This window comes from Catenulispora rubra (assembly GCF_015356825.1).
GTDB lineage: Bacteria > Actinomycetota > Actinomycetes > Streptomycetales > Catenulisporaceae > Catenulispora > Catenulispora rubra.
Genome location: NZ_JAACYW010000129.1, coordinates 1 through 20,258, shown reverse-complemented (window position 1 = coordinate 20,258; position 20,258 = coordinate 1). Strand labels below are relative to the sequence as shown.

Here is a 20,258-nt window from a genome sequence, read left to right as displayed (position 1 = left end):
AGCTAGCGGAGCCCCCTCGTAGAACGCGATCTCGAACGGAAGGTTGTGACAGAACTGCGGGACATCACTCAGGTCCGGCTAGGCCAGGAAGGTCGTCAGCACCGCCGCCGCGGCACGCAGCTCAGCAGCCTTGTCCCCATGGCCCGAGCCCTCGTAGACCTCCGCGGCGTGCTCGCGCTCGGCGATCTCCGCGCGCACGATCGCCGCGACGTCCGCCTCGCTCAGCTCGCGGCGCGCGGCCTCGGCCGCGCCGATCCCGACCGCGCTGGCCTCGATGGCCCCGGCAGACGGCACCACAGCCACGTCCACGGCTTCGGCGTTCTCGATCGCGGCGAGAGTGGCGCGCAGGGTAGAGGCGGTGGCACGGTCGCGGGCCTTCATCGCGGCTGGGAGCGCGGCACGGAGGCGGTCACGCAAGGGATTCGGGTCGGTCATGGGATGACCGTAGGTGTGCCAGCCACCGGTGATCAAACGCTTATACCGAACCATTCGGCCAAGGCGGCTACTGTGCGCTTCGAATCAGTGTGATGCAGCCCGATGATCCCGAGCCGCGCGGCACCCTGCAGGTTGTGCTCCAGATCGTCGATCATCACGCACTCCGACGGCTCGACCCCCAGCCGCGTGCACGCGAGCTCGTAGATCGCCCGCGACGGCTTGCGCACCCCGACCTCGCCGGAGATCACCGACGTGTCGGCCAGCTCGGTCAGGTCGTACCCGGCATAGGCGTCGTCCCCGAGCGAGTTGGAGACGATCGCCACCGGCACGTCGGCGGCGCGCAGCGCGCGCATCGCGGCGATCATCTCCTCGTCCGGCTTCAGCAGCGCCTGGAACGAGTCGACGAACCCCGGCGCCGGCACGACGATGCCGCGCGGCGCCAACAGCTCGGCGATCCCGCGCTCGAACTCCGCCTGGTCGATCCGGCCGCACTCGTGCTCCACCAGCAGCGCACCGGCCGCCGGCTCGGCCCGGAACAGCGTCCCGAACAACGCCGGATCACCCGACACTGACACCGAATACGTTTCGAAGGCCTCGAAGACACTCGACGTCAGCACGCCGCCGAAGTCGGTGAGCACTGCGCGCGGTGTGGTGCTCATGCCGACTCCAAAGGCGAGAACTGCGGGGGACGACGCTCCAAGTAGCTGTGCACGCCCTCGGCGGCGTCGGGATGCCGGAACGACTCGTGCATCAGCTTGTCCGCCAGCGCGATCGCGCTCGGCAGGTCCGAATCCATCGCCAGGTACACCTGCCGCTTCATCAGCGCCATCGACCGCGGCGAGCAGTTCTCGGCGAGGTCGGCCGCGTAGGCCAGCGCGGTGGACAGCAGGGATTCGGCCGGCAGGACGCGATCGACCAGCCCCAGGGACAACGCCTCGTCGCCGAGCACCACGCGCGCCGACATCAGCAGGTCCAGGGCCCGGCTCTGCCCGACCAGGCGCGGCAGCAGCCAGGCGATCCCGTACTCGGCGATCAGGCCGCGGCGCGCGAAGGCCGTCGTGAACTTGGCCTCCGGCGTGGCGAACCGCAGATCGCAGTACAGCGCCTGCACCAGCCCGAGCCCGGCCGCGGCTCCGTTGATCGCGGCGATCAGGGGTTTGCGAAAGGACAGCGGCCGCTCGCGGGGCCGGCGCTCGGCCTGCGCCTGGGCCTGCGAGACGGCGTCCGGATCGACCGTGCCGAGCTGCGACAGGTCCTCCATGTCGGCCCCGGCGCAGAACCCGCGTCCCGCGCCGGTGACCACCACGACCCGCACGCCGTCGTCGGCCTCCGCCTCGTCGAGCAGCGCGAAGTACCGCTCCTCCAACGGGATGTTCCACGCGTTCAGGCGCTCCGGCCGGTTGAGGGTGAGCAGCAGGACCGCGCCGTGCCGCTCGGCCAGGACCAGCTCGGGTGCCTCGGTCGTCTCGGGTGCATCAGTGCTCTGTGTCATGGCATCTCCTCGGTCGGTCCGGCTGCCGGTCCTCGGTTCCCAGTCCTTAGTGCTTGGCCCTTGGCCCTAGTCCTTCGGCCCGCCGGCGGCGTAGATCACCTGGCCGGAGACGAACCCGGCGTCCTCGCGCACCAGGAACGAGGCCACGGCCGCGATGTCCTCGGGCTTGCCGGAGCGGCCGACCGGGATCTGGCTGATCGCCACCTCCCGGAAGACGTCGAAGTCGACACCCATCCGGGCCGCGGTGGCCTTGGTCATTTCGGTCTCGATGAAGCCCGGCGCGATCGCGTTGGCGGTGACGCCGAACTTGCCGAGCTCGATGGCCAGCGTCTTGGTGAAGCCCTGCATGCCGGCCTTCGCCGCGGCGTAGTTCGCCTGGCCCCGGTTGCCCAGCGCCGAGGTGCTGGACAGGTTGACGATGCGGCCGAACCCGGCGTCCACCATGTGCTTCTGGGCGGCCCGGGACATCAGGAACGCGCCGCGCAGGTGGACGTTCATCACCGCGTCCCAGTCCCCGACCGTCATCTTGAACAGCAGGTTGTCGCGCAGGATCCCGGCGTTGTTGACCAGGATCGTGGGCGCGCCGAGCTCGGCGGCGATCCGGGTGACCGCGTCGGCCACCTGCTCCTCGTCGGACACGTCGCAGCCCACGGCCAGCGCCCGGCCGCCGGCCTTGGTGATCGCCGCGACGGTGTCCGCGCACGCGGTCTCGTCCAGGTCGACGACGGCGACCGCGTGCCCGTCGGCGGCCAGCCGGGCGGCCACGGCCGCGCCGATGCCGCGGGCGGCTCCGGTGACGATCGCGGTGCGCGGGGTGTCGTGCGGGGCGGTGGCGGTGGTGGTCTGGTCGGTCATGGCAGGGTCCTCAGCGCTTCGGTGATCAGGGCGTCGATCATGTCGGTGGTCGGGGCGGACGAGGCGGCGCGGTTGCGCGGCTCGTCCAGGACGCGCCGCAGCACGCCCTCGGCGATGATGGCGATCTTCCACAGGCCCAGCGCGTGCCAGAAGCCGAGCGCCGAGCCGTCCCGGCCGCCGGCGTCGAGGTAGGCGGCGGCCAGCTCTTCGCGGCTCGGGAAGCCGGGCATCATCGAGTGGCTGAGCAGGCCCGCGCCGGCCTCGCCGGCCGCCGGCCAGTACGCCAGCAGCGTGCCGACGTCGGCCAGCGGATCGCCGAGCGTGCACAGCTCCCAGTCCAGGACCGCGGTGACCGCGCCGTCCCGCGGCGAGACGATCACGTTGCGCATGTGGAAGTCGCCGTGCACGAGGGTGAGCTCGCGCTGCTCGGGGATCGCCGCGGCCAGGCGGGCCGTCAGCGTGTCCAGATCCGCGGACTCGCGGGTCTTCGAGTGCTGCCACTGCGTCGTCCAGCGCTTGAGCTGGCGCTCGGCGTAGGGCTTGTGGCTGGCCAGGTCGACCAGACCGGTCTTGTCCAGGTCGACGGCGTGCACCGGCGCCAGGGCGCGGGCGATCGACAGGCCGACGGCGTGCCGGGTCGGCTCGCCGACCCCGGCCACGACCTCCTTGCGGTCCAGGACCAGGCCGTCGACGAACTCCATCAGGACCATCGGGACGCCGTCCGCGTCCCACACACCGAACACTTGCGGGACGGGCACGTCAGAGTCCTGCAACGCGGTCAGGATGCGCGCCTCGCGGGCCACGTCGTGCGCCGAGGCCAGCAGGTGGCCCAACGGCGGGCGGCGCAGGATCCAGCGGCGCTCCGGACGTCCGGTCGCGTCGGTGACGGAGTAGGTCAGGTTCGACTGGCCGACGCCGACCCGGGTCAGGGTCAGCGGGGGCTCGTGCTCGATCCCTGATTCGCGCAGCCAGCCCGAGACCAGTGCCGGCAGTTGTTCCAGCGCGGGACCGGTAGCCGACTCGGCTGCCTCGGACGCCTTGGATGCGTCAGCCGCCTCGGATGCCTTGGATGCCTCAGACACCGGCCTGCCCCAGCAGCGCGCCGCCGTCGATGACCAGCGTCTCGCCGGTGATCCAGGCCGCGGCGTCGGAGGCCAGGAAGGCGACCGCCGCGGACACGTCCTCCGGCTCGCCGATGCGGCCCAGCGGGTAGGAGCCGGCGACCTCCTCCTCGCGCTCGAACAGGGCCGCCGCCAGCTTGGTGCGGACCACCGCCGGCGCCACGCCGTTGACCCGCACCTTCGGCGCCAGCTCCAGCGCCAGCTGCTTGGTGACGTGGATCAGCGCGGCCTTGCTGGCGTTGTAGACGCCGAGGTTCGGCGCGACGTGGATGCCGCCGATCGAGGCGGTGTTCACCACCGAGCCGCCGTGCTCGCCCATCCAGGCCTTCACCGCCAGCGAGGTCCACAGGATCGGGCCCCACAGGTTGGTGTCGAAGGTCTTGGCGAAGCGGCTCTTCTCGATGTCGATCAGCGGGCCGTAGGCCGGGTTGGTGCCGGCGTTGTTGACCAGGATGTCCAGGCTGCCGAAGCGCTCGATCGCGAAGGCCACGCAGGCGCGGGCCGCGTCCTCGTCGGTGGCGTGCGCTTGGAAGCCGACCGCGGTGCCGGGTCCTTCGACCTGCTTGGCGGCTTCCTCGGCGTTCTCCTTGGTGCGCGAGGTGAGGACGACGTTCGCGCCGCCGGCGGCCAGCGTCTGCGCGATCGCCAGGCCGATGCCGCGGGAGGCGCCGGTGACGATGGCCGTGCGGCCGTTCAGCGAGGGGATGAGGGGGCTGGTCATGAGCTGAGGGGACTCCTGGTCGATGTTCGGATACCCCGGTGCCGAGGTGTGTCGAGGCCGAGGTGTGTCGGCACTGCGGTATGTCGGCACCGAGGCGTGGTGAGGGCGTTCGTCAGTGCTTGTACTTGGCGAGTTCGATCCGGGCGATGGAGCGCTTGTGGACCTCGTCCGGCCCGTCGGCCAGCCGCAGCGTCCGCAGGTGGGCCCAGGCCCAGGCCAGCGGGAAGTCGTCGGTGACGCCGGCGCCGCCGTGCACCTGGATCGCGCGGTCGATGATGCGCAGCGCCATCTCCGGGGCCGCGACCTTGATGGCGGCGATCTCGGTGCGCGCGGCCTTGTTGCCGACGGTGTCCATCATCCATGCGGCCTTCATCGTCAGCAGACGGGTCTGCTCGATGTCGATCCGGGACTCGGCGATCCAGTCCTGGATGTTGGCGCGCTCGGCGAGCGGCCGGCCGAAGGCGACGCGCTCGGAGGCGCGGCGGCACATCAGCTCCAGCGCGCGCTCGGCCATGCCGATGGTGCGCATGCAGTGGTGGATCCGGCCCGGGCCCAGGCGGGCCTGGCTGATCGCGAAGCCCTCGCCCTCGCCCTTGAGCAGGTCCTCGGCCGGGACGAAGACGTCCTCGAAGGTGATCTCGGCGTGCCCCTCGCGGTCCTGGTAGCCGAAGACCGGCAGCGAGCGCACGATCGTGACGCCCGGCGCGTCCAGCGGCACCACCATCATCGACTGCTGACGGTGCGGCTCGGCCTCCGGGTCGGTCTTGCCCATGACGATCAGCACGCGGCAGTTCTGGTGCATGGCGTTGGACGTGAACCACTTGCGGCCGTTGAGCACGTAGCCGCCGCGCGCGTCGTCGCGGACCATGCGCATCTCGATGTTGGTCGCGTCCGAGGAGGCCACCGCCGGCTCGGTCATCGCGAACCCGGACCGGATCTCTCCGTCCAGCAGCGGCCTGAGCCACTTCTCCTTGTGCGCCTCGGACCCGAAGAGCGTGAACACTTCCATGTTGCCGGTGTCGGGGGCGGCGCAGTTGGTGGCCTCCGGCGCGAGGTGGCTGCGGCCCATGATCTCGGCCAGCGGCGCGTACTCGAAGTTGGTGAGCCCGGGGCCCCATTCGGGATGCGGATGGAAGAGATTCCACAGCCCCCGCTTCCTGGCCTCGGTCTTCAGCTCCTCGATGATCGCGGGCTGGTGGTGAGGGTCCCCGGAGGCGCGCATCTGCTCCTCGTAGACCCCTTCGGCGGGGTAGACCTGCTCGTCCATGAAGGCGAGGAGATCGTCCTGGTAGCGCTTCGCGCGGTCGGAGACAGCGAACATGGTTCCGGTATAGTTGAGGTCGGCGTCAAGTTCAAGTAGGGAGACGGCGTTTCGGTATGGCAAAGGCTGAGGTACGCGTCACACCCCGCAGCGCTCGGGGGATCCGCACGCGGAACGCGCTGGTCACGGCCGCGCGCGTGGTGTTCGAGCGCGACGGGTACCTGGACGCCCGGTTGGCGGACATCTCGGCCGAGGCCGGGGTCGCCTCGGGCTCGCTCTACACCTACTTCGAGGGCAAAGAGGAGATCTTCCAGGCGGTCGCCGAGCAGGTGACCGAGGAGATGGTGCACCCGCACCTGCGCGCCCGGACCGGGGTCACGGACCCGCGCGAGCTCATCGACCTCGCGAACCGCGAGTACCTGCGCGCGTACAAGAAGAACGCCAAGCTGATGGGCCTGTTCGAGCAGGTGTCGCAGGTCGACGAGGAGTTCCGCGCGGTGCGGGTCGAGCGCGCGAACGCCTTCGTGCAGCGCAACGCGAAGATGATCCGGACGCTGCAGGACGCCGGGGCCGCCGACCCGGAGCTGGATCCGCTGCTGACGGCGCACGCGTTGTCGGCGATGGTGTCGCGGATGGCGTTCGTGGCGTACGTGCAGAAGGTGCCGATGCCGTTCGAGAAGTTGGTGGAGACACTCAACCGGATCTGGATCAAGGCGCTGAGCCTGCCGGCTGTGGGCGGTTCCGAATAGGGTCCCGGGCATGGGCTACAACACCGACTTCCGGGGTGCGGTCACGGTCGTGCCGCCGCTGAACCGGCATGAGACCGCGTATCTGCGGCGCTTCGCGGGGAGCCGGCGCATGGACCGGAGCTTGGGCCCGTATTACTGCGGCACGGGATTCGCGGGCCAGGACCGGGAGCCGGACGTCCTGGACCACAACAAGCCCGGGTTCGGCCAGCCGGGGCTGTGGTGCAAGTGGGAGCCGACGGACGACGGCGGCGGGATCCAGTGGAACCAGGCCGAGAAGTTCTATTACGGCGAAGAGTGGATGGCTTACTTGATCGCGACCTTCCTCATGCCGGGGGCGTCGCTTGCCGAAGAACTCAAGTCCCGTGTCGAAGGTCGTTATTACGCGCCGGAGTTCGCCCACTTCACGTTCGACCACGTGGTGAACGGCCTCATCGAGGCTGAAGGCGAAGAGCCCGATGATGTCTGGTCACTTGTCGTCACCGGCAATGTGGTCACCGCGCTCTACCCGCCGGACTGAACTGCCCGGCGCCGCCAGGGCTCACCGCGATGAGCCCCGGCGAAACCGTGATCAGGCCTGCGGCAGCTCCACCAACTCCGCCAGCCGCCGTCGGTGCCGCGAAGGACCGCCGAGCGCGAGCGACGTGCTCTTCGCACGCTTCAGATACAGGTGCGCGGGGTGCTCCCAGGTGAAGCCGATGCCGCCGTGCATCTGCACGCACTCCTCCGCGGCCTGCACCGCGACCGCCGAACAGTGCGCCTGCGCCACCGCGACCGCGATCGCCTGCTCCTCGCCGGTGGCCGACACCGCGTGGCGCGCGACGGCGCGGGCCTGAGCGATCTGCACCCACAGCTGCGCGAGCCGGTGCTTGAGGCCCTGGTAGGAGCCGACCGCGCGTCCGAACTGGTGCCGGGTCTTCACGTACTCGACCGTCGTCGCCAGGCACCGTTCGGCCAGCCCCAGCTGCTCGGAGGCGAGGATCGCCGCCGCGCTGAGCAGTGCGCTCTGGAGCGCGCCGTAGCGGGTCGTGAGCAGCATGCCGGGGGTGTCGTCGTACTCGATGTCGCAGAGCACGCGGGTCATGTCGAGCGACGTCACCGGCGTGCGCTTCGCGTCCGAGGCCTGCACGACGTAGATCGAGCCGTCGGCAGGGACCAGCAGCACGTCGGCCGGCAGCGCGTCCGCGACGCTGGTGACCCGGCCGGTGACCCGGGCCTCGTGCGGGTGCTCGCGGGGCGGCCACGGCGTGACCGAGACCCGGCCCTTGTACGTCGTGTCCGGCGAGCGCGTGAACGGGATCGCGACGGCGACCGTCTGCTCGCCGTCGGCGATCCGGCGGAGCAGCTCGTCGGCCGCGGCGGCGGTGCCGTTGCCGGCGTCGCGGACGGCCAGCAGCAGCGCCGTGGCGGTCAGGTTGCCCAGGAACGGGACCGGCGCGACCGCCTTGCCCAGCTCCTCGGCGACCACCGCGGCCTCGCGCAGCGAAGCGCCGGCGCCGCCGAGCGATTCGGGGATCAGCAGTCCCGCCGCGCCGATCCCGGTGCCGAGAGCCTTCCACAGCTCCGCGTCGTAGGGCTCGGCCGACTCGGTCCGGGCCAGCACCGCGGCCCACGGCGCGCGGTCGGCGAGCAGGTCGGCGACCGCGGTGCGCAGCTCTTCTTCGGGCTCTGAGTAGAGCAGTTCCTCGCTCACCGGGGGAGGTCCTTCCACGCGACGTCCTTGTCCACCCGGATCTCGCCGGGCAGGCCCAGGACGCGTTCGGCGATGATGTTCAGCAGGATCTCCGAGGTGCCGCCCTCGATCGAGTTGCCCTTGGCGCGCAGGTAGCGGTAGCCGGGGGAGCGGCCGACGAAGTCGACGGTGTCGGGCCGGCGCATGGTCCAGTCGTCGTAGCGCAGGCCCTCCTCGCCGAGCAGTTCCAGCTCCAGGCCGGAGATCTGCTGGTTGAGCGTGGCGAAGGCGTACTTCGCCGCCGAGCCCTCGGGGCCGGGCTGGCCGGCTGCGAGCTGTGCGGACAGGCGCATGGCCGTCAGGCGCGCGGCTTCGGCGGCGACCCACAGGGTCATCAGCCGGTCGTGCAGCGAGGCGTCGCGTACCGCGGGATTCTCCCGCCAGCGCTGGGCCAGTACGCCGATCATCCCCGACTCGCGCGGCGAGGACCCGCCGCCGATCGCGACCCGCTCGTTCATCAGCGTGGTCTGCGCGACCTTCCAGCCCTCGCCGACCGCGCCGAGGCGCTGGCTGTCGGGGATGCGGACGTCGGTGAGGAAGACCTCGTTGAACTCGGCCTCGCCGGTGAGCTGCCGCAGGGGCCTTACTTCGACGCCGGGCGCGGTCATGTCCAACACGAAGTAGGTCATGCCCTGGTGCTTGGGGACGTCCGGATCGGTGCGGGTGACCAGGATCGCCCAGCGCGCCTCGTGCGCCATGGACGTCCAGACCTTCTGGCCGTTGACGATCCAGTCGTCGCTGCCGCTCTCGCTCTCGCTGTTGCTGTCGCTGTCGCGTACGGCGCGGGTGGCCAGCGCGGCGAGGTCGGATCCGGCGCCGGGCTCGGAGAAGAGCTGGCACCAGACCTCCTCCCCGCACCACAGCGGCCGCAGCCAGCGCTGCTTCTGCTCGTCGCTGCCAAAGGCGAGGATGGTCGGCGCGGCCATGCCCAACCCGATGCCGATGCGCCGGGGGTCGTTGTCGGGCGCGCCGGCCGCGGCGAACGCCTTCTCGGCGACCGGCTGCAGGTCACGCGGCAGGCCCAGGCCGCCGAGGCCTTCGGGATAGTGCAGCCAGGCCAGCCCGGCGTCGAAGCGGGCTCGGAGGAAGTCCTGTTTGCTGGTGGTGCGGGGATCGTGGGCGGCCAGGAAGTCCTGGACGCGGTTCTCGAGGTCGTGCTGGGTGATCAATGGCGGCACCCTTGCTTTCCAACCGGTCGGTAACTGTCCGCTCAGTATTCTCCCGGCGAGGGTGGTGTCAACAGGGGTGATCGAATTCGACGCTCATGATCGGCCTCGTGATGGGCGTCATGATCAGCACTCGTGATCGGCCCACCACGCCTTCGCGGCGGCCAGCAGATGGTGGCGGACCTTGGCCACGTGCGGGTTGGCCGAACCGCCGGGCCTGCGGACCAGGTACGCGGTGTTCAGGGGTGCTTCGTCGGGCTCGTGGAGCAGGGCCAGGGCTCCGCTGTCGAGTTCGGCGCGGCAGAGGTACTTCGGGAGGACTGTCCAGCCGGCGCCCGCCACCACGGCCGTGCGGATGCCGCGCAGGTCGGGGATCGTGGTCAGCTGCGCCGGGGCGGTCAGGCGCTCGTTGAAGACGTAGCGCCAGTAGCGGCGGATTATCGGGAGGTCGGCGTCGTAGGCGATCAGTGGGATGTCGGCCAGGGCTGCTGGGAGTGGTGCCGGGGGCACGGTCGCGGGTGCTGCCGGGAGTGTCGCTGGAAGTGCTGCCGTGAGTGGTGCGTCCTTCAGCCTTTCAGCCCACACCGGTGCCGCCACCAGGACGAACTCCTCGTCGGCGAAGGGCTCCGAGACCAGGCCCCGGGAGTTCGGGCGGCGGGTGGAGATCACCAGGTCGTGACGGCCGGCGCGGAGTTCGTCGAGCAGGTCGTCGGTCAGTCCGGTGGTGACGCGGAGCTGGACGCCGGCGGCGATCAGCGGGGCGGCGAGCCGCATGCCGACCGCGCCCAGGAACTCCGCCGGGCCGGCGAGGTGGACCGGTTCGGTGACCGGGGTGTCGGCGTCCTCGCTCAGGCCGGACAGGTGGTCCAGCGGGGAGGCGACTTGCGCGGCGAGGTCGTCGGCGTAGGGGAGCGGGGCGACGCCGCGGGCCCGGCGCTCGAACAGTTCGCGTCCCAGGCGGGTCTCCAGCGCGCGGATCTGCGTGGTGACCGTCGACTGGGACAGGCCGAGCAGATGCGCCGCGGCGGTGAAGGAGCCGGAGCGGTGTACCGCGAGGAAGGTGCGTAGTTGGTTGAGGTCCAGTGGTTCGGCCATGCGCCGAGGCTACCCCGACCCATCGGAAAATCGATACTCGCCATCGGAGTGCCCATTGGTCCCGATAAGTTCATGAGGTTTACTGTCTTGGCATGGCGAAGATCCTGATGGTTCTGACCGGTGCCGACTCCTGGACACTGAAGGACGGCACGAAGCATCCGACCGGCTTCTGGGCCGAGGAGGCCGTGGTGCCCTACCAGGCGCTGAAGGCGGCCGGGCACGAGGTGACGGTCGCCACGCCCGGCGGCGTGGTCCCCACCCCGGACGCCGGCAGCATGTCCGCGCAGTTCACCGGCGGCGAGGACGGCGCACAGCAGATGTCCGACGCCGTCGCCGCGATGACCGAGCTCCGCAGCCCGGTCGCGCTGGCCGGCGTCTCGGTCGACGACTACGACGCCGTGTTCTACCCCGGCGGCCACGGCCCCATGGAGGACCTGGCCGAGGACGCCGACTCCGGCCGCGTGCTGACCACGACCCTGGCCTCCGGCAAGCCCCTCGCGGTGGTCTGTCACGGCCCAGCCGCCCTGCTCGCCGCACACAACGCGGAAGGCACCTCGGCGTTCGCCGGCTACCACGTGGCGGCCTTCACGAACGAGGAGGAAGTCCAGGGCGGCCTCGCCGACAAGGCGAAGTGGCTGCTGGAGGACCGCCTGCTCGCCGACGGCGTCGTGGTCGACAAGGCCGCGCCGTGGACCCCGCACGTGGTCGTGGACCGGAACCTGATCACCGGGCAGAACCCGATGTCCTCCGCACCTTTGGCGGCCGAGCTGCTGAAGGCGCTCGGCTGACGGTTGGCGGGCGGCCTGCCGATCGGCTGGCGTGTCCGGCTGGTCGGCAGGCTCGCTCAAGGCGCTCGGCTGAGCTTTGCCTTGAGCTTGCGTCGGCGGTTCCGGCGTCCGGCGTCCGGTTGCCGGCGTTGCCGAGCAGTGGCAGCGCCGGTGCCCGTCGGCGACGATGAGCAGGCCGGATCCATCCGCTCGCGCTCATCCTCTTGTATCCCTCACCCCTCACTCTCTTGGAGCAACCCGTGTCCGTCACCAGCCGTGAATGGCAGCTGATCGCCCGCCCCGTCGGGGAGCCGAAAGCCTCCGACTTCCGCCTCCTGCAGGCCGAGGTCGCCGATCCCGGGCCGGGGCAGATCCTGGTGCGGAACACGTGGCTGTCCGTCGACCCCTACATGCGGGGTCGGATGAACGACGTCCAGTCCTACATCCCGCCGTTCCAGCTGAACGAGCCGATGACCGGCGGCGCGGTCGGCGTCGTGGTGGCGGCCGGGGAGGGCTCGGCGGTGCCGGTCGGCGCGACCGTCTCGCACTTCGAGGGCTGGCGCGAGTACGCGCTGCTGGACGCGTCCAAGGTGCAGCCGCTCGACGTCTCGGCGGTGCCGCCGCAGGCCTACCTCGGCGTGCTCGGCATCACCGGTCTGACCGCGTATGTCGGCCTCACCGAGATCGCGCCGGTGAAGGAGGGCGACGTCGTCTTCGTCTCCGGCGCCGCCGGGGCCGTCGGCTCCGTCGCCGGGCAGATCGCCAAGAAGCTCGGGGCGTCGAAGGTCATCGGCTCGGCCGGCGGGCCGGAGAAGGTGCGCCGGCTCAAGGACGACTTCGGGTACGACGTCGCGATCGACTACCGCGAGGGCGAGCTGCGCAAGCAGCTGAAGGAGGCCGCGCCGGAGGGCATCGACGTGTACTTCGACAACGTCGGCGGCGACACCCTCGACGCTGCGCTGACCCGGATGAACCTGTTCGGCCGCATCGCGCTGTGCGGCGCGATCTCGGTCTACAACGCGGAATCCACGCCGACCGGGCCGCGACACCTGACCAACGCCATCGGCAAGAGCCTGACGCTGCGCGGCTTCACCATCGGGCACCACATGAAGACGTTCCCGGAGTACATCGGCAAGGCCGCCGGCTGGCTCGCGGAGCGGTCGCTGCGCGTCGACGAGACCGTCGTCGACGGGATCGACAACGGTTTGAACGCCTTCTTCGGGGTCATGAGCGGAGCCAACACCGGGAAGATGCTGGTGCGGCTGACCGAGGACTGAGGGTCTGAGGGTCTGAGGGTCCGAAGGTCTGAGGGTTCTGGTCCGAACGGTCGTCTCGACCTCCCGCACGGCGTCCGGGTGGGATAAGGAGGACGCATGCGTATCGTGATTGCGGGCGGCCACGGACAGATCGCCCTGTTGCTGGAAGCACGCCTGAGCGCCGACGGACACGCCGTGCAGGGGCTGCTGCGCCGCCCCGACGGCGCCGACGATCTGGTGGCCGCCGGGGCCGAGCCGGTCGTGTTCGATCTGGAGAGCGCCACCCCCGAGTCGCTGGCCGAGGTCATCCGCGGCGCCGACGCCGTGGTGTTCGCGGCCGGCGCCGGCGGTGGGAGCACGGCCGAGCGGAAGTACACCGTCGATCTCGGCGGCTCGGTGCTGCTGGCCGACGCCGCCGAGCTGGCCGGGGTGCGGCGCTTCGTGCAGATCTCCTCGATGGGGGCCGGGGCGCCCGCGGCGTCCGGCTCCGACGCGACCTGGGTGGCCTACATCGACGCCAAGACCAAGGCCGAGGACGACCTGCGGCCCCGCGACCTGGACTGGACCATCATCCGGCCCGGCGGCCTGCTGAACACCCCGGGCCTGGGACTGGTCCACCTCGTCCCGCACACCGGCCGCGGCACGGTCCCGCGCATCGACGTCGCGGACGTCCTCGCCGAGGTGATCGAACAGCACGCGGCCGTCCACCAGACCCTCGAACTGGTGTCCGGGTCCACCCCGATCTCCCAAGCCGTCGAAGCCTGGAAGGGATGAAGAAATGCAATACATCACTTTGAATGACGGCGCGCGCATCCCGCAGTTGGGTTTCGGCGTCTGGCAGGTGCCCGACGACGGGGCGCAGGCCGCGGTCGCGACCGCGCTCGAAGTCGGCTACCGGCATCTCGACACCGCGGCCGCCTACGAGAACGAAGCCGGCGTGGGCCGCGGCATCCGGGATTCCGGTCTCGCCCGCGAGGACATCTTCCTCACCACCAAGCTCTGGAACGGCGACCACGGCTACGACGCCGCGCTGCGCGCCTTCGACCAGAGCCTGGAGCGCCTCGGCACCGACTACGTGGACCTGTATTTGATTCACTGGCCGGTGCCGGAACAGGATTTGTATATCGAGACCTGGCGCGCCCTGGAGAAGATCAACTCCGATCGCCGGGCCCGCAGCATCGGCGTCTGCAACTTCACCGCCGAGACGCTGGAGCGCCTGGTCGAGGAGTCGTCCAAGACCCCGGCGATCAACCAGATCGAGCTGCACCCCTACTTCTCGCAGCCGGCGATGCGCCAGCTGGACGAGAAGCTGGGCGTCGTCACCGAGGACTGGAGCCCGCTCGGCCAGGGCGGCGACCTGCTCAGGGAGCCGGTGCTGGCGCGGATCGCCGAGGCGAAGGGCAAGACGCCCGCGCAGGTCGTGCTGCGCTGGCACCTGCAGCTCGGCGACGTGGTGATCCCGAAGTCGGTGACGCCGTCGCGGATCAAGGAGAACTTCGAGGTCTTCGACTTCGAGCTCACCGAGGCCGAGATGGACGAGATCACGATGCTGCGGCGGGACGACGGCCGGATCGGGCCGGATCCGGCGCATTTCAATTACGTGGGGTAGGTGGGCGGGTAGGAGGGCGCGAGTTTGGTTCGTCGGCCCTCCTGCTGTGTGGGGAGGGCCGATGAGGTGGTCGTGCTGTGTCAGTCGGCTGCCAGTACAGCGCGCAGTTCGCGCGTCTTCTCGTGCCAGGGGCTGTCGGATCCGTCGACCCCGCTCCATTCGTCGCCGAGCTCGCTGTCGTCGGCCATGGTGCGGTCGATCGCCGCGATCGCCAGCGGCAACAGGTCGGTGGTGAGGGGCGGGAGCGGCTGTTTCGGGCCATAGTCGGCTGCCACGAAGCGCGCGCCGTCCGACAGTTCGCGGGCTACCAGCGCGGCCGCGGCTATCGCGTACGCGCCGGTGTCGCCTTCCAGGTATCCGTCGCAGTCCGCGGCTTCGCGAAGCGCCTCGCGGATGGCGGCGGCGCGGTCTTCCTGCGGGAGGTCGTCGAGGCGGCCGGAGAAGTCGGCGGCGTCGTCGTTGTCGAATGGTCCGGCGTCCCAGAAACCCATGGCGGTGTCCTCAGTCCCCTGTTCTCAGGTCTCAGTCCTCGGTGTCTTCGTCGGACTCTTCGTCGTCGTCCTCGCCGGTGTAGGCGTTCAGCGCCTCGCGGGAGCGGGCCAGGACGCTGATCCAGGCGCCGTCGACGGCGTGCGCGAGGAGGTCGTCGCCGACGTACCACGTCGTCTGGTACCACTCGGGCTGGATGCGGGGGAGGGCGGTGAGGCCGTCGTCCTCAAGGGCTTCGGGGCCGAGTTGGGCCCAGCACTTCTCCATGCTGTCGACCTCCGTGAGGACCGTCTCGGACATCAGGGCTTCGACGAGGGCCAGCGAGAGCCTGTCCGTCCAGGGCATCCACTCCTCCTGGGTCTTGTCGAGGAGGTCGGCGCGGTAGTAGGTCGGCGGGTCGTCCTGGTCCAGGTCCTCGACGAGGACGCCCCACCAGCAGACGCCCTGGTTCTCGTCGCGGAAGAGCAGGGCGCCTTCGTGCGTCTCCAGGTTCTCCGGCGTGGTCAGCGGGTCCTGGTTGCGGGTCAGGTCGTCGCGGCGGCCGAAGAGCTTCAGCGCCTCGCGCAGCGCCGCCGGCAGCGGGAGGCCGAGGGCGGCCGCGGCGGCGTCGAGGTCGGCGTCGGAGTAGCCGTCGCCGTCGGCGAGCGGGCGTTCGGACCAGTCGGCGGCGAGGACCTCGGCCACGCGCCAGGCGGCGGCGCGGTCGCCGGGGGCGGCCACGGCGGCGTCTAGGGCCGCGGATATGCGGGCGGCGGCGGTTTCGGGGGCCGCGTGCGCATCGATGTCGGTCATGGGGCCACACCGTAGCGGCGGGCACCGTCAACTTGCGCGACCATGGCTTGTATGGAGAACGACGGGCTCGCAGTTGCGGTGATCGGGCTGGGCGGCATCGCCCGGGGTGCGTACCTGCCGGTGCTGGGGACGCGTGCGGACCTGCGGCTTCGGCTGATGACGCGGGACCGGGCCCGCCTCGACGCGCTCGGGGCGGCGTACCACGTGGCGCCGGAGTCCCGGTTCACGGAGCTGGAGGCGCTGCTCGACGATCCGCCCCAGGCGGCGTTCGTGCACGTCGCGACGATCGCACACGCGGAGGTCGTGACCCGCCTGCTGGACGCCGGGGTCCCGACGTACGTCGACAAACCGCTGGCCGACACCCTCGCCGAGTCCCGGGCCCTGGTCGCGCACGCCGAGCGCACCGGCACACCGCTGATGGTCGGCTTCAACCGCCGCCACGCACCGGCCTACGTCGCGGCGGCACGTGCCCCGCGCGAAACCGTGATCCTGCAGAAGAACGAGGCCGACGCCCCGGGGGCAGTGCGCGACGTGGTGTTCGACGACTTCATCCACGTGGCGGACACACTGCGCTTCCTCGCGCCGGGCGAGGTCTCGGACGTGATGGTCTCCGGCCGCGTCGAGGACGGAATGCTGGAGCACGCGGCCCTGACCCTGTCCGGCCCCGGCTTCACCTGCTTCGGCACGATGAACCGCCGCGCGGGCGCGAAGGCGGAGCGCCTGCAACTGATCGGCGACGGCCACCGCCGCGACATCCACGACCTGGTCGAGGGCCCGACCGGCTGGACCCCGGTGGGGCGGGTGAAGGGCATCGAGCAGATATGCGAGCACTTCCTCGCAGCGGTGCGCGGCGAGACGCAGTACCCGGACCTGCAGGACGCGCTGGCCACGCACGAGCTCTGCGAGCAGGTGGTCGAGCGGCTTGCTGAGCGGCTGGACGGGTGACGCCGGCTGCGTCGGCGGGGGCCAGGGCGGGAAGGCAAGTAGCTGATGAGCGACCACAGCGAGGCGGGTGAGGACGGCGGGCCGGTTGGGGATGACAGGCGCGCTGGAGCTGCGGCTGGCGCTGGCGGTGCTGGTCGCGATGCGCGCGGCGAGCTCGGGCAGAGTGGTGAGTGCCGCGATCCGGAGGGCTCCGGGCGGTCGGATGATCGGAGCGGCGCTGCTCGCGTGAACTCTGCGCGCGGCGAGCTGAGCCACCCGGCTGGCTTCCCGGCAAAGGCCCGCATCGCCGCAGCGATCCTCGGCCCGTTTCTCCTCACCACTGTCTACTTCACCGTCCCCTTCGGCCCGATCGGCCCCAAGCACCGGGTCCTGGCCTGGCTGATCCTCGCGGGACTGCTCGCGCTGCTGGCTGTGGGCATGGTGGTCACCACCAATCGGGCGCTGACCGATCAGGTCGGGCGCTATCGGCATCCGGGTGTCGGCGTTCTGTTGCTGTCGTGGGCTGCGATCCTGGTCTTCGCGGCCAGTTACTGGGCGATGGCCACGCGGCAGGGGCAGTTCGTCGGGCTCGACACGCGCCTGGATGCGCTCTACTTCACCGGGATCACTATGGCGACCGTCGGGTATGGCGACATCCATCCGAGTGGGCAGTTGGCGCGCGGGGTGGTGCTGGTGCAGCTCGTCTACACGCTCGCGTTCCTGGTCGGCGGGGTCGCGGCGGTGCGGACGCGGGCGCGGGCCACGCTGGTGCGCCGGATGGGTGGGTAGGTCCGATGCTCAACTGGCTCAGCAATCTGCCGCCCGCGCTCATCTACGTCGTCGTCGCGCTGCTGGTCTTCGCCGAGGACGCGCTGTTCGTCGGCTTCGTGCTGCCGGGGGAGACCGCGGCGGTGATCGGCGGGGTGCTGGCGAACCGGGGCACGGTCAACATCTGGCTGCTGGCGTTCCTGGTGGTCTGCGCGGCGATCGCGGGCGACAGCGTCGGCTACGAGGTGGGGCGCCACTTCGGCGAGCGCCTGCTGGACACGCGCCCGTTGCGGCGCCACCGGGTCAAGATCGACAAGGCGCGCGCCCTCATCCGGCGGCGGGGGCCGGAGGCGGTGTTCCTGGGACGCTTCGTGTCCTTCTTCCGGGCGCTGATGCCGCCGCTGGCGGCGATGTCGCGCATCCCGTACCGGAAGTTCCTGCTCTTCAACGCGCTCGGCGGGCTGGTGTGGGGCGTCGGGTTCACCCTGTTGGGCTACTTCGCCGGCGCCGCCTATTCACGAGTCGAGCACGTCGTGGGGCGGATCCTCGCCGGGGTGGTGGCGGTGATCATCATCATCGGGCTGATCATGTGGCGGGTCCGGCGCGGCCGGGTCGACCGTGCTGAAGAGGATGCCGGCGACGACGAAACCCCAGCCCCCGGCGACGACGTCACCCGCTGACCGACTCCCCGTCCCGCGCGACGACCGTCAATCCGCTACTGCGAGAAGCAACCGAGCCCGTTCTGAGAGCTCTGCGATACGCGCCACATCGTCGTCTCCGTCCACGGCCAGCAGGATCGCCAGGACGCGATGCGCCAGGCAGGCCCGGAACGTCGCCACGTCCGACGCCGCGATCGCAGCACGGGCCAGGCTTTCGACGGCCGACGCGGGCGCCGTGCCGATCACCGAGGCCAGCAGGCTCGTCAGGTCGATGGTGCGGGTGCCCCGGCCGAACCCCTCCAGGTCGATGACGGCGGACAGCGCGCCGTTCCGGCTGAGCAGGTTGGCGGTGGTGAAGTCGCCGTGGACGAACTCCGTGCTGGGCAGCGCCGGGACCGGATGCGGTACGAAGGCGAGGGCTCGGGCGGCGAGGCCGGCCAGGCTCGGGTGGAATTCGTACTCTGCGATGCCTCCGTTGAGGAACAGGGTGATCATCGCCGACCAGTCCCGTTCGGGGCGTGGCCGAACGTCGGCTTGCAGCTCGATGGCCGCTGCCGCCTGGGCGAGGACGTCGGCGTCCGGGCCCGCCGGTTCGGAGTCGGGTCCGGAATCAGGCTCGAAGCCGGTCACGAGAAAGTGGCGCTCGTCGTCCAACGGGCCGTGCGCGAGAAGCGGCGGGGTCGGATACCCGGCGGCGCGCAGTGCGGCGGCTGTGGATTCCAGCGCGGCGAGCTGAGGGCCCCACCACGTGCCGTGCTTGATCTTCACCACGGCGCGCTCGTCCCCGGAGCCGAGGAGCTGGACGCTGTCGGAGCGTCCGCCGACGAGGCGACCGAGCACGGTCCACGAACGGCCGGTGGCGCGGTTGACCGTGCGGAGGTCGTCGGAGGTCAGTCCGGCCGGCTCCTGCCGCGTGTCTTCGCTCTCTGATACGTGCAACAGCCGGTAACCCTGCTTCGACGCGGCACGCCGGGCCGGGAAGCCGGTGTCGTTGAGCCAGGAGTGCAGGGCGTCGGCGCCCATCGACTGCTTGATGACGAGGTAGGCGTCGCCGCCGTGGCACAGGCGCCGCAGCCAGCCGTCGAGGAGTTCGTGCATCGACGAGCGGCCGATCTTGATCGGTGGGTGCGAGTAGATGCGGTCGAAGCGGAGGGCGGCGGGCACGGCCTCCGGCTCGGCGACGACGACGTTCTGCACGCCGGCCGACGCGGCATTGCGGGCGGTAAGGGCCAGGGCACGCCGGTTGACGTCCACGGCCCACAACCCGGCCTCGGGCTGGCGCATCCCCATCGACACGGCGATCGCGCCGTAGCCGCACCCGAGGTCGACAACGCCGGTGCACGGCGCGGGGATCGGGGCGTTCCGGATCAGAACGCTCGTACCCCGGTCGACGCGCTGCGCGCCGAAGACGCCCTCCGCGCTGACCAGCGGTATCGGCGCCTCACGGCCCGGTACGTCGAGGCTCACGACACGCTCGCGCGCGGGACCGTCCGGCTCGGCGCGCCAGTACTCACCACCCATGGCGCGAGTGTCGCAGTCGGGGATGGCAGCGGCATCTCATTAAGCGTGCCGGGGCCAGTAGTCTTCCGCTGTGACCTCGGATGATCTTTCTCCTCGCACAGATCTGTGGCTGATCGCCGGCCTCGGCAACGCAGGTCCCTGGTTCGCAGGGACGCGCCACAACGCGGGTTTCTCGGTCGTCGAACACCTCGCGGCGCGCGCCGGGGCGCGGTTCCGCTGGGCCGGGCCGCGGTGCCGGGTGGCGCAGGTCGAGCTGGCCGGGTGCCCGGTGTTGCTGGCGAAGCCGTTGTGGAACATCAACAAGTCGGGCGGGCCGGTCGCGGCGTTGATGCGTGCCCGGCAGGTGCCGGCCTTGCGGTTGGTCGTCGTGCAGGACGATCTGGACTTCCCCTTCGGCTCGGTGTGGCTGAAGCGCGGCGGGGGACCTGGCGGGCACAACGGGGTGCGGTCGGTCTCCGACACGCTGAACAGCCGCGAGTACGCGCGGCTGCGGTTCGGTGTGGGACGCCCGGCGAAGGGCGAGAAGGTGGGCCGGTTCGTGCTCGGCAAGTTCGCCGAGGCGGAGCGGGAGCAGATGCCCGCGTTGCTCGACCGGTGCGCGGAGGCGGTGGACCTGCTGATCGCGCAGGGGCTCGATCGGGCGCAGACGGTGCTCCACACGGCGCAGCGGTAGAAGGTGCGTATGTCCTGGCAGGTACGTACGTCCTCGCAGTAGAACGCTCTCCACCGCCTTCCGGCAACCCGCACCTCTGGTCGAAGTCATCCTGTCGTGACAGCGTGTCAGGGGTGAACGATTCTCGGGAATGGGAGGCACCCGGCTACACCGAGATCCGGGAGCTGGGGTCGGGG

General features: G+C 70.7%; 24 protein-coding genes. 11 read left to right on the top strand and 13 right to left on the bottom strand.

All coding sequences use genetic code 11. The features are described from left to right. Positions 1–78: 78 nt before the first annotated feature. The 7 genes from GWK61_RS29885 to GWK61_RS29855 all read right to left on the bottom strand — a co-directional run bounded on the left by GWK61_RS29885 (position 79) and on the right by GWK61_RS29855 (position 5,945). A complete protein-coding gene (locus tag GWK61_RS29885) occupies positions 79–435 on the bottom strand; it encodes a GatB/YqeY domain-containing protein (protein ID WP_194914264.1) in 357 nt (118 codons plus the stop codon). Between the two features lie 32 nt (positions 436–467). Next, the gene (locus GWK61_RS29880) at positions 468–1,094 is read right to left on the bottom strand and encodes an HAD family hydrolase (protein WP_194914262.1); all 627 of its coding nucleotides are present in this window, start codon (positions 1,092–1,094) and stop codon (positions 468–470) included. Further along, the gene (locus tag GWK61_RS29875; protein ID WP_194914260.1) at positions 1,091–1,927 is read right to left on the bottom strand and encodes an enoyl-CoA hydratase; all 837 of its coding nucleotides are present in this window, start codon (positions 1,925–1,927) and stop codon (positions 1,091–1,093) included. Before GWK61_RS29875 ends, GWK61_RS29880 begins: the two co-directional genes overlap by 4 nt. 66 nt (positions 1,928–1,993) lie before the next feature. Beyond that, positions 1,994–2,782 carry a 3-oxoacyl-ACP reductase FabG gene (gene fabG / locus GWK61_RS29870; protein WP_194914258.1) on the bottom strand — a complete coding sequence of 263 codons (789 nt, stop codon included), beginning with the start codon at positions 2,780–2,782 and terminating at the stop codon, positions 1,994–1,996. Further along, the gene (locus tag GWK61_RS29865) at positions 2,779–3,783 is read right to left on the bottom strand and encodes a phosphotransferase family protein (protein WP_194914329.1); all 1,005 of its coding nucleotides are present in this window, start codon (positions 3,781–3,783) and stop codon (positions 2,779–2,781) included. The genes fabG and GWK61_RS29865 overlap by 4 nt, the downstream gene beginning before the upstream one ends. 73 nt (positions 3,784–3,856) lie before the next feature. Next, a complete protein-coding gene (locus GWK61_RS29860) occupies positions 3,857–4,624 on the bottom strand; it encodes an SDR family oxidoreductase (RefSeq protein WP_194914256.1) in 768 nt (255 codons plus the stop codon). Between the two features lie 112 nt (positions 4,625–4,736). Further along, positions 4,737–5,945: an acyl-CoA dehydrogenase family protein gene (locus tag GWK61_RS29855; protein ID WP_194914253.1), complete on the bottom strand. Its 1,209-nt coding sequence runs from the start codon at positions 5,943–5,945 to the stop codon at positions 4,737–4,739. 56 nt (positions 5,946–6,001) lie between these two features. On the opposite strand from GWK61_RS29855, the gene GWK61_RS29850 reads away from it, so the two are divergent. Continuing rightward, entirely contained in the window at positions 6,002–6,634 is a 633-nt protein-coding gene (locus GWK61_RS29850; RefSeq protein ID WP_194914238.1) for a TetR/AcrR family transcriptional regulator, read from the top strand. Between the two features lie 10 nt (positions 6,635–6,644). Beyond that, a complete protein-coding gene (locus GWK61_RS29845) occupies positions 6,645–7,151 on the top strand; it encodes a hypothetical protein (RefSeq protein ID WP_194914237.1) in 507 nt (168 codons plus the stop codon). Positions 7,152–7,202: 51 nt separating this feature from the next. Here GWK61_RS29845 and GWK61_RS29840 read toward each other — a convergent pair whose 3' ends face one another. The 3 genes from GWK61_RS29840 to GWK61_RS29830 form a co-directional block, all read right to left on the bottom strand. Then, the gene (locus GWK61_RS29840) at positions 7,203–8,342 is read right to left on the bottom strand and encodes an acyl-CoA dehydrogenase family protein (RefSeq protein WP_323747817.1); all 1,140 of its coding nucleotides are present in this window, start codon (positions 8,340–8,342) and stop codon (positions 7,203–7,205) included. After that, positions 8,321–9,541, bottom strand: coding sequence for an acyl-CoA dehydrogenase family protein (locus tag GWK61_RS29835; RefSeq protein WP_323747816.1), 1,221 nt, complete (start codon positions 9,539–9,541; stop codon positions 8,321–8,323). The genes GWK61_RS29840 and GWK61_RS29835 overlap by 22 nt, the downstream gene beginning before the upstream one ends. A 114-nt stretch (positions 9,542–9,655) precedes the next feature. Continuing rightward, positions 9,656–10,624, bottom strand: a complete 969-nt coding sequence (locus GWK61_RS29830) for a LysR family transcriptional regulator (protein ID WP_194914235.1) — start codon at positions 10,622–10,624, stop codon at positions 9,656–9,658. 92 nt (positions 10,625–10,716) lie between these two features. Here GWK61_RS29830 and GWK61_RS29825 point away from each other — a divergent pair, with 92 nt between their 5' ends. The 4 genes from GWK61_RS29825 (at position 10,717) to GWK61_RS29810 (ending at position 14,256) form a co-directional block, all read left to right on the top strand. After that, positions 10,717–11,412 carry a type 1 glutamine amidotransferase domain-containing protein gene (locus GWK61_RS29825; protein WP_194914233.1) on the top strand — a complete coding sequence of 232 codons (696 nt, stop codon included), beginning with the start codon at positions 10,717–10,719 and terminating at the stop codon, positions 11,410–11,412. A gap of 239 nt (positions 11,413–11,651) precedes the next feature. After that, complete coding sequence (locus tag GWK61_RS29820) at positions 11,652–12,668, top strand: NADP-dependent oxidoreductase (RefSeq protein WP_194914231.1); 1,017 nt, start codon at positions 11,652–11,654, stop codon at positions 12,666–12,668. A 96-nt stretch (positions 12,669–12,764) separates the two neighbouring features. Next, a complete protein-coding gene (locus tag GWK61_RS29815) occupies positions 12,765–13,421 on the top strand; it encodes an SDR family oxidoreductase (RefSeq protein WP_194914229.1) in 657 nt (218 codons plus the stop codon). A gap of 4 nt (positions 13,422–13,425) precedes the next feature. Further along, entirely contained in the window at positions 13,426–14,256 is an 831-nt protein-coding gene (locus GWK61_RS29810) for an aldo/keto reductase (protein WP_194914227.1), read from the top strand. 80 nt (positions 14,257–14,336) lie between these two features. Here GWK61_RS29810 and GWK61_RS29805 read toward each other — a convergent pair whose 3' ends face one another. Next, entirely contained in the window at positions 14,337–14,747 is a 411-nt protein-coding gene (locus GWK61_RS29805) for a DUF4259 domain-containing protein (protein WP_194914218.1), read from the bottom strand. Positions 14,748–14,778: 31 nt separating this feature from the next. Continuing rightward, positions 14,779–15,537 carry an SMI1/KNR4 family protein gene (locus GWK61_RS58770; RefSeq protein WP_194914211.1) on the bottom strand — a complete coding sequence of 253 codons (759 nt, stop codon included), beginning with the start codon at positions 15,535–15,537 and terminating at the stop codon, positions 14,779–14,781. A 51-nt stretch (positions 15,538–15,588) separates the two neighbouring features. Here GWK61_RS58770 and GWK61_RS29795 point away from each other — a divergent pair, with 51 nt between their 5' ends. The 4 genes from GWK61_RS29795 to GWK61_RS29780 all read left to right on the top strand — a co-directional run bounded on the left by GWK61_RS29795 (position 15,589) and on the right by GWK61_RS29780 (position 17,909). After that, the gene (locus tag GWK61_RS29795) at positions 15,589–16,482 is read left to right on the top strand and encodes a Gfo/Idh/MocA family protein (RefSeq protein ID WP_194914210.1); all 894 of its coding nucleotides are present in this window, start codon (positions 15,589–15,591) and stop codon (positions 16,480–16,482) included. 85 nt (positions 16,483–16,567) lie between these two features. Continuing rightward, entirely contained in the window at positions 16,568–16,711 is a 144-nt protein-coding gene (locus GWK61_RS29790) for a hypothetical protein (RefSeq protein WP_194914208.1), read from the top strand. Beyond that, the gene (locus tag GWK61_RS59870) at positions 16,708–17,250 is read left to right on the top strand and encodes a potassium channel family protein (protein ID WP_194914206.1); all 543 of its coding nucleotides are present in this window, start codon (positions 16,708–16,710) and stop codon (positions 17,248–17,250) included. Before GWK61_RS29790 ends, GWK61_RS59870 begins: the two co-directional genes overlap by 4 nt. Before the next feature lie 5 nt (positions 17,251–17,255). Beyond that, positions 17,256–17,909 carry a DedA family protein gene (locus tag GWK61_RS29780; protein WP_194914204.1) on the top strand — a complete coding sequence of 218 codons (654 nt, stop codon included), beginning with the start codon at positions 17,256–17,258 and terminating at the stop codon, positions 17,907–17,909. Positions 17,910–17,936: 27 nt separating this feature from the next. Here GWK61_RS29780 and GWK61_RS29775 read toward each other — a convergent pair whose 3' ends face one another. Then, a complete protein-coding gene (locus GWK61_RS29775; protein ID WP_194914198.1) occupies positions 17,937–19,409 on the bottom strand; it encodes a methyltransferase in 1,473 nt (490 codons plus the stop codon). A gap of 70 nt (positions 19,410–19,479) precedes the next feature. Here GWK61_RS29775 and pth point away from each other — a divergent pair, with 70 nt between their 5' ends. Continuing rightward, positions 19,480–20,082, top strand: a complete 603-nt coding sequence (gene pth, locus GWK61_RS29770) for an aminoacyl-tRNA hydrolase (protein ID WP_323747815.1) — start codon at positions 19,480–19,482, stop codon at positions 20,080–20,082. Positions 20,083–20,258 lie beyond the last annotated feature (176 nt).

Coding starts and splice junctions, on each gene's coding strand:
- GWK61_RS29885 (WP_194914264.1), bottom strand. CDS start 435: ATGACCGACCCGAATCCCTTGCGTGACCGCCTCCGTGCCGCGCTCCCA.
- GWK61_RS29880 (WP_194914262.1), bottom strand. CDS start 1,094: ATGAGCACCACACCGCGCGCAGTGCTCACCGACTTCGGCGGCGTGCTG.
- GWK61_RS29875 (WP_194914260.1), bottom strand. CDS start 1,927: ATGACACAGAGCACTGATGCACCCGAGACGACCGAGGCACCCGAGCTG.
- fabG (WP_194914258.1), bottom strand. CDS start 2,782: ATGACCGACCAGACCACCACCGCCACCGCCCCGCACGACACCCCGCGC.
- GWK61_RS29860 (WP_194914256.1), bottom strand. CDS start 4,624: ATGACCAGCCCCCTCATCCCCTCGCTGAACGGCCGCACGGCCATCGTC.
- GWK61_RS29855 (WP_194914253.1), bottom strand. CDS start 5,945: ATGTTCGCTGTCTCCGACCGCGCGAAGCGCTACCAGGACGATCTCCTC.
- GWK61_RS29850 (WP_194914238.1), top strand. CDS start 6,002: ATGGCAAAGGCTGAGGTACGCGTCACACCCCGCAGCGCTCGGGGGATC.
- GWK61_RS29845 (WP_194914237.1), top strand. CDS start 6,645: ATGGGCTACAACACCGACTTCCGGGGTGCGGTCACGGTCGTGCCGCCG.
- GWK61_RS29830 (WP_194914235.1), bottom strand. CDS start 10,624: ATGGCCGAACCACTGGACCTCAACCAACTACGCACCTTCCTCGCGGTA.
- GWK61_RS29825 (WP_194914233.1), top strand. CDS start 10,717: ATGGCGAAGATCCTGATGGTTCTGACCGGTGCCGACTCCTGGACACTG.
- GWK61_RS29815 (WP_194914229.1), top strand. CDS start 12,765: ATGCGTATCGTGATTGCGGGCGGCCACGGACAGATCGCCCTGTTGCTG.
- GWK61_RS29810 (WP_194914227.1), top strand. CDS start 13,426: ATGCAATACATCACTTTGAATGACGGCGCGCGCATCCCGCAGTTGGGT.
- GWK61_RS29805 (WP_194914218.1), bottom strand. CDS start 14,747: ATGGGTTTCTGGGACGCCGGACCATTCGACAACGACGACGCCGCCGAC.
- GWK61_RS58770 (WP_194914211.1), bottom strand. CDS start 15,537: ATGACCGACATCGATGCGCACGCGGCCCCCGAAACCGCCGCCGCCCGC.
- GWK61_RS29795 (WP_194914210.1), top strand. CDS start 15,589: ATGGAGAACGACGGGCTCGCAGTTGCGGTGATCGGGCTGGGCGGCATC.
- GWK61_RS29780 (WP_194914204.1), top strand. CDS start 17,256: ATGCTCAACTGGCTCAGCAATCTGCCGCCCGCGCTCATCTACGTCGTC.
- GWK61_RS29775 (WP_194914198.1), bottom strand. CDS start 19,409: ATGGGTGGTGAGTACTGGCGCGCCGAGCCGGACGGTCCCGCGCGCGAG.